A 12,909-nucleotide genomic window follows, 5' to 3' on the forward strand; every position below is an offset into this window, starting at 1 on the left:
GGACATGGCCCTGACGGCGCGTCCCGCCGCCCTCCCCGAAAAGAGACTGCATGCCCGCGACCCCCTCGCGCATCGTCAGCCTGCGCGCGGCCGGCACCTGCCTCGCCGTGGAACTCACCGAACCGGTGCCCCGCGTCCTGCACTGGGGAGCCGACCTGGGCGACCTCACCCCCGACGACCTGACCGCCCTGAGCCTGACCGCCGAACCCGCGATCCTCAACAACGCCCCCGACATCCCACGCCGGTTCACCGTCTGGCCCACCGAGGCCGACGGCTGGTCCGGCACCCCGGCCCACCACGGCCACCAGGCAGGCACCGCCACCGCACCCCGCCCCACCCTCACCGGGTCCACCCACCACACGGACCCGGATGGCGGCGGCGTACTCGAACTGCACTTCACCGACGCGCCCTCCGCACTGGACATCACCCTCACCTACACCCTCGACCCCTACGGCATCCTCACCGCCGACGCCGTCATCTCCCGCGCGGACAGCGCCGCTTCGACGCCCTACGACCTCGCCGGCGCCCTGACCCTGCTGCCCCTGCCGCGCCGGGCCACCGAGATCCTGGACTTCACCGGCAAGTGGAGCCGCGAACGCTCCCCGCAACGCCACCCCTTGCACCACGGCGCCCATGTGCGCGACGTACGACGCGGAAAACCCGGCGTCGACTCGCCGCACCTCATGACGGTGGGCGTACCCGGATTCGGATTCGGCACCGGTGAGGTGTGGGCCGTACACGTGGCATGGAGCGGTGACCAGCGCTACTTGGTCGAGCAACTCCCGGAAGGAGCAGGCGTTCACGCCTCCGCGCTGGGCGGTGGCGAACTCCTCCGCGCGGGCGAGATCCGTCTGGCACCCGGCGACACCTACCGCACTCCCCGCTGCCACTTCGCCTGGTCACCGAACGGCCTGGACGGCATCGCCGACCGCTTCCACCGCCACCTGCGCGCACGACCCCAACACCCGCGCGGCCCTCGCCCCTTGGTGCTCAACAGCTGGGAAGGGGTCTACTTCGACCACGACTTGGGTCGGCTGCGAGCCCTGGCCGAGCGGGCCGCCGCGGTGGGGGTCGAGCGGTTCGTCCTCGACGACGGCTGGTTCAGCGGGCGTCGCGCCGACACCGCGGGGCTCGGCGACTGGCTCGCGGACCCGACGGTCTGGCCCGACGGGCTCAGCCCGCTCGCCGACCATGTCCGGTCGCTGGGCATGGACTTCGGGCTCTGGATCGAGCCCGAGATGGTCAACCTCGACTCCCACCTGGCCCGCACCCACCCCGACTGGATCCTCGGTCCCGCCGCAGGCCTTGGCCCGACCGCCCGCCATCAGCACGTCCTGGACCTCTCCCGCCCCGAGGTCTTCGACTACCTGCTGAAGTCACTGGACGCGCTCGTCGGAAGCTACGACATCGCCTTCCTCAAGTGGGACCACAACCGCGAACTCCTGGAAGCCGTCAGCGCGTTGGGCGACCGGCCCGCGGGCCACGCCCAGGTCGAGGCGCTGTACCGGCTGCTGGACGCCGTCAAGCAACGGCACCCCGGCCTTGAGATCGAGAGCTGCGCGAGCGGCGGCGGCCGGGTCGACCTGGGCGTACTCGACCGCACCGACCGCGTGTGGCCCTCGGACTGCAACGACCCCGTGGAACGCCAGTCGATCCAGAGCTGGACCGTCCAACTCCTCCCGCCCGAACTCGTCGGTACCCACGTCGGCGCCGCCCGCAGCCACACCACCGGCCGCGTCACCTCCGACACGTTCCGCCTGACCACCGCCCTCTTCGGCCACGCGGGCATCGAGCAGGATCTCGCCGAGTGCTCGGAGGAGGAGCTGACCAGACTGACCGCCTGGACCGCCCTCTACCGCGAACTGCGCCCACTGCTGCACAGCGGTCGTACGGTACGTGCCGACCTGGAGGACGAGGCCCGGATACTGCACGGAGTCGTGGCCCACGACGGTTCAAGGGCGCTGTACTCCTGGGCGAGGGTGGCCACTTCGGCCGAAGGGCAGTCCGGCCGGACGCGTTTTCCCGGTCTGAGCCCCGACGCCCGCTACCAGCTCCGGGTGCGTACCGAGCTGGGCCTGCCCTCCTTCCACCAGATCGCGTCGCCCGCGTGGTTGACGGCCGCGCAGGAGGACTGGCTCACGCTGCCGGGCGCGGTGCTGGCCACCGCCGGTCTGCCCATGCCCACCCTCAACCCCCAGCAGGCGCTCCTCATCGAGGTCCGTCGCCAGGACTGAAGTCGGTCTGCATCACCGTGAGTTCGAGCTACCGGAGATCACGGCCGACACGGGAAGCCGTCGCACCCCGTGCATCAACAGGCCCGGCGTCCACTCCAAGTCGGCCGCGTCCACGGCCAGTTCCAGACTCTCGACACGCTCCAGCATCGCGGTGATCGCGACCGTGGCCTCCATCCTGGCCAACGGCGCTCCGAGGCAGTGGTGGACGCCGTGCCCGAAGGCGACATGGCTGGCGGGGCGGCCGAGGCGGAAGGCGTCCGGTTGCTCGAAACGGGCCGGGTCCCGGTCGGCCGCGGCGAGGGACACCAGCAGCATGTCGCCCCGGCGCACCGGCACTTCACCCACCCGCATCTCCTCGGTGGCGAAGCGCTCGGTCGCCGTGAGCACCGGCCCGTCCAGCCGGAGGAACTCCTCGACCGCCGTGGGCACGAGGGAGGGATCGGCCTTCAACGCCTTGAACAGGTCCGGCTGTCGGGCGAGTCCGAGGAGTGCGGCCCCGATGAGGTTGGCGGTCGTCTCGTACCCGGCGATCAGCAGGAGGAAGGCCATGCCGACCAACACCGGGTCGGTGAGCCGGTCCTCGACGGTGTCGTTGGCCAGCGCGCTCAGCAGGTCCTGGCCGGGGTCGGCCCGCTTGGCCGCGATCAGCTCCGCCAGATACCCGCTCATCCAGACGTACGCCTCCTCCCGGTCACTGCCCGCGACCGGGGACACGATCTGCTCCGAGGCCCAGCGGAACCTGTCCCAGTCGTCCAGCGGCACGCCGAGCAGTTCGCAGATCACGGCGATGGGGACGCGGGCCGCGAAGCCGTCCACCAACTCTGGTGTATCCAGGGCGAGTACGTCGTCCGCGAACCGGCCCGCGAGCTCCTGCGCGCGGGGCCGTAGGGACTCGATCTGCTGGGGAGTGAAGGCGCGGGTCACCAGTTTGCGCAGGCGGGTGTGGTCGGGTGGGTCCACGGTCAGCATGTAGTCGATCCCGACCTCGTCCCGGACACCGCTCATCAGCCAGCCCGGCTCCAGCCCCGCGCGTTCGCTCCGCTTGGACACGCGGGGATCGGTGAGCACTTGGCGTGCCGCGTCGTAGCCCGTGATCAGCAACTGCGGGGGAGCGCCGTCCGGTTCGCAGCGGTGCGCGGCCCCGGAGTCCGTCAACTGCCGGAGCACCGCGTGCGGATCCGCCTGGAACGCGGTGCCTTCCAGTACCGCCCGCAGCGGGCCGCCTTTGTCGTCCGGGGTGCTTGTGGTCATCGCGGTCTCCCACCCGAAGTTGTTGCTTTCGTCGGCAAGGATTGCGTCGGAGGGGAAGTGTGTCAAGGCGTGCCGGGCTCGATCGGGGGAGGGGTAACTGCCCCCGAAATCACGCTGGTTGACAGGTGCAGTCATGGCTTCCGTCGGATGGCGGAAGCCATGACTGCATGGCAGGAGCGACCGTGATGCCGGTGTCACCCGTTGGACGCGCCCCGAACCATGAGGAGCCGACATGCCCGTCTACACCTGCACCGCGGCACAGGGAACCCTCACCCGTGAGTCGAAGGCTGCGCTGGCGGCCGAGATCACCCGGATCCACGCGGCGATCAACCATGTGCCGCCGGCCTACGTCAACGTGATCTTCGCCGAGCCGCCGGCGGAGGACGTCTTCGCCGGCGGGGTACCGGGCACGCCCCTGATCATCACGGGCTGGGCGAGGCGGGGACATCCGCAGGAAGGCACGACGCGACTGGCGCTGGAGTTGTCCGCAGCGGCCGTACGCAGCACCGGAGTTGAGGAGAGCCACGTCATGGTGGTGATCCAGGACAGCCCGGCCCGGTCCGCCGTGGAGGGTGGTCAGGTCCTGCCCGAACCGGGGGAGGAGCGGGAGTGGTTGGCGCGACGGGGCGAGGCCTGAACGACGAAGGCCCGAACATCGCCGTCCGCCTCCAACTCCCCTTCCGTCACGCGTCCTTGAACCGCGCGGTGACCGCGGCCACGCGCTTGCCCTGATACACGGCGGCGGCTCGGGCCGTGTCGTCGACGGGGAGGGCTCCCTGGCCGTTGACATGGCTGGTGCCGTACGGGTTGCCGTCGGCGAACTTCACCGGGTCGGTGTAGCCCGGGGTGACGATGATGCCGCCGAAGTGGTGGACGGAGTTGTAGAGGGCGAGCAGCGTGGACTCCTGGCCGCCGTGTGCCGTGGCGGTGGCCGTGAAGCCGCTGTAGATCTTGTCCGCCAGCTCGCCCTGCGCCCACAGCCCGCCGAGCGTGTCGATGAACTGCTTCAGCTGGCTGGCGATGTTGCCGAACCGGGTCGGGCTGCCGAAGATCACGGCGTCGGCCCACTCGATGTCGGCGCCGGTCGCCACCGGGATGTCCTTGGTGGCCGCGGCATGCGCCGACCACGCGTCATTGGCGGCGATGGCCTCCTCGGGGGCGAGCTCGGACACGCGCAGGAGTCGTACCTCCGCACCCTCCTTACGGGCGCCCTCCGCCACGGACTCGGCCAGCTCGTGCACGGTGCCGGTCGACGAGTAGTAGATGACTGCGATCTTGGGGGACATGGGTAGTTCCTCTCGTTTGCCGTCGCGTGGAACGGTCCAACGGATGCGCTAATCCTTGCTCTGGCAAGTATCTTCACTCGTCCTAAAATGCTTTGTCAAGCAAGTAATGGTTGTGCTTGAGTGTTCCCACGGCCTCAGGAGGGAGGGAAAGGGAATGGCTCCCGTGCCGGAACCGCTGAGCAGCGCGGAGGAACGCCTGTGGCGCTCCCTGCAGAGACTGCTCGTGGCGCTGCCCCGGGCGCTCGACGAGGATCTCCTGCGGTCGACGGGCCTGTCGCTCAGCCAGTACATCGTGCTGATACAGCTCTCCGAGGCGGACGGTGACCGTATGCGCATGACCGATCTGGCCGCCGCCACGGCCCTGTCCGCGAGCCGCGTGAGTCGGCTCGTGGAGACGCTCCGGGGACAGGGCCTGGTCGTCAAGCGGCCGCACGCGACGGACGCGCGGGGGAGCGTGGCCGTCCTCACGGAAGCCGGTCGGCAACGGCTGCTGGGCGCCTACCCGGCCCATCTGTCCAGTGCGCGCCGACGTGTCCTGGACCAGCTCGACCCCGCCCTGGTGCAGCGGCTGGCCGGGGAGCTGGAGGCGGTGGCGGAGGGCCGCGAGGCGACTTCCGTGTACGGAGATGCAGTCACATGACGCAAGCCGGGGCGGGGTGCCGTGGCGAAACATGGTGCCGTTCCGGACCGATCTTCCGCTGAGGAGGCACCCCCATGCTCCAGGGCTACACCTACCCGCTGTCACCGCGCGGAGAGGCGAACCTCGCCTCCGCCCCACCGTGGCACTACGCCGGCGACATCGTCGGCGTGGAGTTCTGGACCGATCCAACCGCCGCCGAGGCGACCCTTCCCGAGGGGCTGACCCCGGACCCGGACTCCGACGGGCGCGCGGTGGCGCTGTTCGTCGACTGGCAGTTCTCCGCCGGGCACGACGAGTACCTCGACCCGGTGCGCAGCCAGTACCGCGAGTTCATGGTGCTCGTGGACGCCCACTGGCAGGGCGAGCCCGTGTCGTGGTGCCCGTACATCTACGTCGACAACGACCTTGCCCTGGCCCGGGGTTGGGTGCAGGGCTTCCCGAAGAAGCTGGGCTCGGTCCACCAGACCCGTGTCTTCGCGGCACCCGGAAGCGCCTCTCCCACCCTCGCCGCGGGCGGCCGCTTCGGCGCCTCCCTGTCGGCGGCCGGTCACACCCTCGCGGAGGCCACGGTCACGCTCCAGCAGCCGGCGCCCGACCCGGCCGCGCTGTTCGCCCGCCCCACCGTCAACCTCCGGCACTTCCCGAGCCTGGTCGCCGGCGAGTACGACAAGCCCGCCGTGCACGAACTGGTCATGGCCGAGTTCGACGACCGCCGGCTCGCCGATGTTTGGACCGGTACAGGCGACCTCACCCTGTTCGCGGCCCGCGGCGAGGAACTGGCCGACCTGGCTCCCGTGCGCACCGGTGCCGGTTTCCGCGCCTCGATGTCGTACAGCGTGACCGACGTGCGCCGGCTGGGCGTGTAGCGGGAGGACGGGCGGCGTCCGTGAGGTGTCATGGCTCAAGCTTCCTTGCTTGAGGTTCTTTGCTTGAGCACGCTAATCTGCACGGATGACCGCTGCCGAGGATCCCCTGACCGCGCAGGAAGAGCGTTTCTGGCGCGCCCTGATGCGGGTCATCGTCGCGCTGCCGCGCTCGCTGGACGACGATCTGCTGCGGGCGACGGGACTGACGCTCACCGAGTACGTCGTCCTGATGAGCCTGTCCGAGGCCGAGAACCAGGAACTCCGCATGGCGGATCTCGCGGCGGCCACCGCCCTGTCGGCGAGCCGCATCACCCGCGTCGTGGACGCGCTGCAGAGCCGCGGCCAAGTCGTGAAGCGGCGCTACGAGGGCGACGCGCGCGGGAATGTCGCGACGCTCACCCCGGAGGGGCTGAAGCGGCTCGAGGCTGCCTATCCGATACACCTCGCGAGTGCCCGCAAGCGCGTGATGGACCATCTCGACGGCCGGTCGCTGTCGGCCATGGTGCGGCAGTTCGAGACGGTGGTCGGGAAGTTCGACTGAGATACGGAGCGGCCGCAGTGCACGCGGAAGGTCCCGGACACATCTCTCGTGTCCGGGACCTTCCGCGTGACGCGACGCCGATCGGCCTCAACTCCCGTACACGCGCCGGGCGATGTGCTCCGCGATCATGATCGTCGTCGCGTTGGTCACCGTCGAGGGGACCTCGGGCATGATCGAGGCGTCGACCACCCGCAACCCGGTCAGCCCGTGCACCGCGCCCGATTCGTCGACGACGGCCCACTCGTCCCCGGGCCCGCCCATCGGCGCGGTCGAGGTCGGGTGGCCGTAGGTCGAGATCCCGGCCGCGATCGCCGCCTCCAACTCCTCGCCGGTGCCCACTGATTCACCCGGTACGAGCTCGAACGCCACGGCGTCCGCGAACGGCGCGGTGCTCGCCAATCGGCGTACGAGCTGCACGCCTTCCAGCATGCGGCTGCGGTCCCGGGGCGTCGCGAGATAGTTGTTGTCGATCACCGGGGCGTCATGGGGATCGCGACTCGCCAGCCGCACCGAACCGCGCGACTCGGGGCGGGTCACCGCAGTGGCCAGGAGGATCGCCCCGCCGGTCGGGCTGAAGGAGCCGTCCGGGAGATGGGTCGCGACGATGCCGAGGTCCAGCTCGCCGGTCCGGGCCTCGGGTGAGGCCAGCCACAGATGCGCCGCGAAGGCCGACGTCAGGGTCTGGTGCTCGGGCGTGAGGGCGAACAGCGCGTGGAAGAAGGGGTGATCCTGCAACCTGCGGCCGACCGGGAGATCGGCGACCACGTCGATACCCAGCGCCCGCAGCTCCTCGGCCGGACCGACACCCGAGCGCAGCAGGATGGCCGGGCTGCCGTAACTCCCCGCGGAGAGCACCACCTCACCCGCCCGGAAGACCGACCCCGACGCGCTCACGACACCCCGCGCCGCGCCGCCCTCGACGAGCACCTTGTCGACCGTGACGTCACTCAGCACGGTCAGATTGGGGCGGCTGCGCACCTGTGGCGTCAGGTACACCAGCGCGGAGTTCTGGCGCACCCCGTCGACGATGTTCACCGGGTAGCCGCCGGTACCGTCCTGCTGGGCGCCGTTGAAGTCGTCGTTCCGCCGGAACCCCAGATTCGCCGCGCCGTCCACGAACGCCCGCAGCGAGGAGGTGAGTTGGTCGTACGTCCACTGCCGGACGGGGAAGGGCCCGCTGCGGCCGTGGTAACTGTCGTCCCCGGTGGGCGTGTTCTCCATCTCCCGGAACGTGGGGAGGACTTCGTCGTACGACCAGCCCTTGATCCCGTACCGCTCGCCCCAGGCCGCGAAGTCCGCGGCGCGCGCCCGGATCGCCACCCCCGCGTTCACCGCCGAACTGCCTCCCATGGTCCGGCCGCGCGGCGCGGGAATGCTCGGGGCGAGGTCGGTGGCACGTGCGGTGTAACCCCAGTCGTGGTCCGGGTCGGCCAGGACATGCGGGGTCAACAGCCCCTCGGGGACGCGGCCTTGGGGGTAGTCCGGTCCTGCCTCGATCAACAGCACCGTGCGCCGCGGATCCGCGCTGAGCCTCGCGGCGAGTACGGCACCGGCGGAACCTCCGCCGACGATCACGACGTCCACGCCGTCGTCGGCTTCGCGTTCGGGGTGTTCGCTCGTGGTGCTCATGGACTTCTCCTCATATCTATATGCTGTCGCAAGCAAGTAAAATGGTTCTACGCCGACCTTGCTGCACGCCTGGTGAGACCTTCAGGTGTTCGTGATCTCCGGTGCGACGCGCTCGCCCAGCAGTCGCAGCGCGGCGAGCTGATCGGCTCCCCGGACCGGTCCAATGACGTGGTCGAAGCCGAGGTGGTCCAGTCGCCGCAACTCCGTGAGCAGGGCGTGGACGTTCCCGCCGCGCGTGCCGGGGTCGAGCGGGAGCAGGACCGTCTTCTCGATCTCGTCGTAGTCGCGCCCGACGTCGTCGCAGTGCCTGCGGAGGACGTCGAGTTTGTGCTGGAGGTCGGGTCCGTGGAAGAGGTTGCAGGCGTCCGCGTACTCCGCGACGAGCCGGAGTGTCTTCCGCTCGCCGGAGCCGCCGATCAGGATCGGTGGGTGCGGACGCCGCACGGAGGCGGGGGAGTTGAGGGTGCGCTCCAGTCGGTAGTACCGGCCCTCGAACGGCTTCTCGTCCTCGCTCCACATCTGCAGACAGATCCGCAGCGTCTCCTCCAGTCGCTCGAACCGCTCCGCGACCGGCGGGAAGGGCAGCCCGAGTCCGCGCGCCTCGGCGACGTTGAAGCCGGCGCCGACGCCGATGCCCAGGGCGGCGCGGCCCTCGGAGAGGACGTCGAGGGTGGTGACCATCTTGGCGAGCAGGCCGGGCTCGCGATAGCCGACCGAGGTCACCAGGGCGAGGAGTTCGGCGCGTTCGGTGGACGCGGCCAGGTAGCCCAGCGTGGTGTACGCCTCCAGCATCTCCCGCTCGGAGGTGCCCACGATGCCGATCTGGAAGAGGTGGTCCATGACGGCGATGCGGGTGAAGCCGAACTCATCTGCTGTGCGGGCGAGTTGCCCCACATGGCGGGCGATGCCTGCCGGGCCGCCGGGCCGGGTGAAATCCGCGATGGCGATGCCGAGGTTCATGCGGGCCTTCCGTCGTGCGAACCGCTGGATCGATCGCCATCGAGTATGCCGGGCGCGATATATGCTTTGTCAAGCAAGGAAATGGACACAAGGAAAGTGCCGGAAGGGGAGTGGTTGTAGCACGGTCGATCCCCTCCCGTCCGGTACCGCGTGGCGCCGTTTCCACCGGGCCGGCCGGTCGGCGCCACGCGGGTGTCCGTCGCCGGAGGCTCAGGCGCGGACCGGCTCCCGCTCGCTCGCCGTGTGCCGGCGGCGCCGTTCCTCGAAGGAGGCGAAGACCGCCGAGACGCCGTAGACGAGGCTGAACAGGCCGAAGACGGTGGCGAGGGAGACCGCGCCGATGTCCGGGCGGACGAACAGGGAGAACGCGAATACGATCGATACCGCGCCGGTCAGGAGGTACAGGGTGCGCTCTCCCGCCGTCTCGTCGCGCTGGAAGGCGAGGGCTATTTCCATGGCGCCGGTGGTCAGTGCCCACGCGGCGATCCAGATCGTGAGCGCGAGCGCCGTGATACCGGGCCATGCCAGCGCGACCACGCCGCCCGCCAGCGAGAGCCCGGCGAGCAGCAGCCAGCCGAGGACCGGTCCAACCCTGTCGCCGGCGAAGGCGCGGGCGCTGTCCGTCGCGGCGGTCAGGAACGCGTACACGGCGAACAGGATGACGAAGGCATTGATGGTGATGCCGGGCCAGGCGACGGAGACCGCGCCGAGGGCGACGGCCAGCAGACCGCGCCAGAGGAGCACGTTGGGTGAAGTGAACATGGTCACCTTCCAGATACGAGGGTGTCGCCTCGTTCTTCGCCCGAGGCCGGGGTTCGCCAGGAAGGCTAGAGTCGGGCCTCCCCGACGCGATCTGTCATACGACTGCATCCGCTACTTCCTTACTCCCATACCGTCGGCACAGAAACCCGTGCGGTCATCTGACCGATGCGCGGGGCGAGTTGGAGTGCGAGCATCGGTGCCTCCCGGCCTACGGCCTGTCGAGAAGGAGCCGACGTGATCAGTGGGACCGACGGCCGTGACGGCCCGCCGACCCCGGTTCCGGTGATCGAGGAGCCGCCGCGGCGGGCCGTCCGGCGGGCCGTCGATCTGTGGCGCCTGCTGGTGGCCCTGGCCGTACTCCTCGTGGCGGTGCTCCTGGCCGTCGCGACCCGCGACTTCGTCCGCGCGGCCCAGCAGGGCCTCCTCACCACGGCGACCGCACTGCCCCCGGCCCTGCGGGACGCCCTCGTTGGAACGGTCCAGGCCGTCGCCCTCCTCGCACCCGTCGCCGCGGGGGTGTTGTGGTGCGTACGGCGGCGGGCCGAGCCCGTTCTACGGGTCCTGCCCGCGGCGGCGCTGGGTGCGCTGGGCGCGTGGGCGCTCACGCATCTGGCGTTGGCGCGGGGGAGACCGGACGCGTGGCCGGAGGTGCTGGACGGCCGGGACGGCTTGGTGCGGGCGGGCTGGCCGTCGGCTGTGTACCTCGCGGCCTGCGCGGCGGCGGTCGTCGCGGCGGGGCCGTGGCTCGGGGCGCGTCAGCGGCGGGCGCTGTGGTTCCTGGCCGTCGCCTGCGGCGCGCTGAGTGTCGCGGCCGCCGCGATCGTTCCGCTGGACGCCGTCGCCGCACTCGCCGTGGGCGGCGCCGCCGGGTCGGCCGTACTCCTGCTGGCCGGGGCCCCCGCCGACCGTCCGGCGATACAGGCGGTCGCCGACGCCCTCGCCGACTCCGGGATCTCGGTCGGCACGCTGCGTGAACTGCCGCCGGAGGAACAGCACTTGGGGGAGGGGACGGTCTACGGCGCCGTGACCACCGCCGGTTCACGGCTGGCGGTGCGCGTGCTCGCCGCCGAGGACCACAACCGTGACCTCTTCCACCGGCTCGCCCGGCGCACGCTCCTGCGCCATCCGGCCGACGCCACCGCCCAGTTGCCGCTCGGAGCCGCCGAACACGAGCTGCTGATGCTCGTCTTCGCGGCCCGCACCGGCGCCCGGGTGGACGAACCGGTGATGGCGTACCCGGTGGCCGGGGGCGGCGCGCTGGTGGCGACCGTCGAGCACGACTCCCGTGCGCTGTCTGCTGTGCCGGACGGGGAGTTGACCGATCAGCTTCTCGTCGGGGCGTGGACCTCCGTGGCCCGACTCCAGGAACACCGGCTGGGACACGGGGAGTTGCGCCCCGAGCACATCCGCGTCGAACCGGGCGGTGAGAGCCGCCTCTCCGCGTTCGCGCGCGGCCGACTCAACGCCCCGCCCGACATGCTCGGCGCCGACATCGCCGAACTGCTGGCCACGACCGCCGTACGGATCGGCCCCGGGCGTGCCACCGCGTGCGCGCTGGCCGGCCTCGGGCCGGAACTGCTCGCGACCGCGCTGCCGTACCTCCAGCCGCTCGCGCTGATGGGACCCGCACGGCAGGCGGTCGCCCGCTACGACCAGGCCCGTGCACGGGCGGCCAGGGAGCAGACCGGACGGCGGACGCTGCGTGCCGGAGGTCGGCCAAGTCTGCTGCGTGATCTCGCCGCCGAGGTCTCAACTGCCACTGGTGCCAAGGAAGTTCCGCTCGCGCATCTGGCACGATTCACGTGGAAGAGCGTCCTGGGACTGGCGGGCGCGTTCCTCGTACTCCACCTGGTGCTCCCGCAGTTGGCCAACGCACCGGCAGCTGTCGACGCGCTGCGTGACGCCAACTGGTGGTGGTTGCTCGCGGTGTTGCCCATCACCTTTGTCTCGCAGGCGTTCTCGACCTGTCTGCAGCTGGGCACCATCCCGGACCGGTTGCCGTTCGGCCCCACCTACCAGGTGCAGTTCGCGAGTTCGTTCCTGAACCGGATCACCCCGAGCAATGTCGGCGGCATGGCGCTCAACCTGCGCTATCTGCAGAAGACGGGGATCGAGACCGGGGCCGCCACGGCCTCCGTCGGGCTGCAGAGCCTGGCCGGCGCGCTCTCCAACACCGTTGTCGCCGCCGTGTTCTTCGCCTGGGCGGGGCGTGGCCACGCGGGAGTCCATCTGGATCTGTCCGCCGGGCGGTACGCGCTGTGGGCCGTCGCCCTGGTGCTCGCCGCCGGGGGCCTGCTCGGCTTCACCCCGCCCGGCCGCCGCTTCCTGCGCGACAAGGTGTGGCCGTTCCTGCGCGCGGCCGGATCGACCGTCGCCGGGCTCGCCACCGAACCGGCCAAGGTCGTCGTGGGTGTCGTCGGCGCGCTGGGCCTGCCCCTCATCCAGGTCGTCGGCCTGGCGATGAGCCTGCACGCGCTCGGCGCCGATCTGCCTTTCATCCAGGTCGGTGCCGCGTACATGGCGGCTCGGCTGATCGCCAACGCGGCTCCGGTACCGGGCGGGCTCGGGGCGCTGGAGGCGGGGCTCATCGCGGGGCTGACGGCGCTCGGTGTGGAGGCGGGGGCGGCCACTTCGGCGGTGCTCGTGTACCGGCTGCTGACGTTCTGGCTGAACGTCCCGCTGGGTGCCCTGGCCCTGAGCTTCGTGCAGCGGCGGGGTTACGTGTGACGAGTCGGCGTAC

At 70.8% G+C, this 12,909-nt stretch carries 11 protein-coding genes; 6 read left to right on the forward strand and 5 right to left on the reverse strand.

The genetic code is table 11. The features are described from left to right. Window positions 1-50: 50 nt before the first annotated feature. Complete coding sequence (locus OO69_RS07930) at window positions 51-2,234, forward strand: alpha-galactosidase (protein WP_033279743.1); 2,184 nt, start codon at window positions 51-53, stop codon at window positions 2,232-2,234. A 12-nt stretch (window positions 2,235-2,246) separates the two neighbouring features. Here the strand turns inward: OO69_RS07930 and OO69_RS07935 are convergent, their stop codons facing one another. Next, the gene (locus OO69_RS07935) at window positions 2,247-3,485 is read right to left on the reverse strand and encodes a cytochrome P450 family protein (protein WP_051800869.1); all 1,239 of its coding nucleotides are present in this window, start codon (window positions 3,483-3,485) and stop codon (window positions 2,247-2,249) included. A gap of 232 nt (window positions 3,486-3,717) precedes the next feature. Here OO69_RS07935 and OO69_RS07940 point away from each other — a divergent pair, with 232 nt between their 5' ends. Next, on the forward strand, window positions 3,718-4,122 hold the full coding sequence (locus OO69_RS07940) for a tautomerase family protein (RefSeq protein WP_033279744.1): 405 nt from the start codon (window positions 3,718-3,720) through the stop codon (window positions 4,120-4,122). 46 nt (window positions 4,123-4,168) lie between these two features. Here OO69_RS07940 and wrbA read toward each other — a convergent pair whose 3' ends face one another. Continuing rightward, window positions 4,169-4,771 (reverse strand): NAD(P)H:quinone oxidoreductase, encoded by a 603-nt coding sequence (gene wrbA, locus OO69_RS07945; protein ID WP_033279745.1) that lies wholly within the window; start codon window positions 4,769-4,771, stop codon window positions 4,169-4,171. A gap of 154 nt (window positions 4,772-4,925) precedes the next feature. Here wrbA and OO69_RS07950 point away from each other — a divergent pair, with 154 nt between their 5' ends. The 3 genes from OO69_RS07950 to OO69_RS07960 all read left to right on the forward strand — a co-directional run bounded on the left by OO69_RS07950 (window position 4,926) and on the right by OO69_RS07960 (window position 6,818). After that, a complete protein-coding gene (locus OO69_RS07950) occupies window positions 4,926-5,411 on the forward strand; it encodes a MarR family winged helix-turn-helix transcriptional regulator (protein ID WP_033279746.1) in 486 nt (161 codons plus the stop codon). Window positions 5,412-5,485: 74 nt separating this feature from the next. Then, window positions 5,486-6,277 (forward strand): acetoacetate decarboxylase family protein, encoded by a 792-nt coding sequence (locus tag OO69_RS07955; protein ID WP_033279747.1) that lies wholly within the window; start codon window positions 5,486-5,488, stop codon window positions 6,275-6,277. An 85-nt stretch (window positions 6,278-6,362) separates the two neighbouring features. Further along, window positions 6,363-6,818 (forward strand): MarR family winged helix-turn-helix transcriptional regulator, encoded by a 456-nt coding sequence (locus tag OO69_RS07960; RefSeq protein ID WP_033279748.1) that lies wholly within the window; start codon window positions 6,363-6,365, stop codon window positions 6,816-6,818. Between the two features lie 87 nt (window positions 6,819-6,905). On the opposite strand, the gene OO69_RS07965 is transcribed toward OO69_RS07960, so the two are convergent. The 3 genes from OO69_RS07965 to OO69_RS07975 all read right to left on the reverse strand — a co-directional run bounded on the left by OO69_RS07965 (window position 6,906) and on the right by OO69_RS07975 (window position 10,169). After that, on the reverse strand, window positions 6,906-8,447 hold the full coding sequence (locus OO69_RS07965; RefSeq protein ID WP_051800838.1) for a GMC family oxidoreductase: 1,542 nt from the start codon (window positions 8,445-8,447) through the stop codon (window positions 6,906-6,908). An 81-nt stretch (window positions 8,448-8,528) separates the two neighbouring features. Further along, on the reverse strand, window positions 8,529-9,407 hold the full coding sequence (locus tag OO69_RS07970) for an LLM class F420-dependent oxidoreductase (RefSeq protein ID WP_033279749.1): 879 nt from the start codon (window positions 9,405-9,407) through the stop codon (window positions 8,529-8,531). Window positions 9,408-9,617: 210 nt separating this feature from the next. Continuing rightward, the gene (locus OO69_RS07975) at window positions 9,618-10,169 is read right to left on the reverse strand and encodes an HdeD family acid-resistance protein (RefSeq protein WP_033279750.1); all 552 of its coding nucleotides are present in this window, start codon (window positions 10,167-10,169) and stop codon (window positions 9,618-9,620) included. A gap of 234 nt (window positions 10,170-10,403) precedes the next feature. Here OO69_RS07975 and OO69_RS07980 point away from each other — a divergent pair, with 234 nt between their 5' ends. Then, window positions 10,404-12,896 (forward strand): lysylphosphatidylglycerol synthase transmembrane domain-containing protein, encoded by a 2,493-nt coding sequence (locus tag OO69_RS07980; RefSeq protein WP_033279751.1) that lies wholly within the window; start codon window positions 10,404-10,406, stop codon window positions 12,894-12,896. Window positions 12,897-12,909: the final 13 nt, after the last annotated feature.

The organism is Streptomyces sp. NRRL F-525, from assembly GCF_000716605.1.
Classification (GTDB): Bacteria; Actinomycetota; Actinomycetes; order Streptomycetales; family Streptomycetaceae; genus Streptomyces.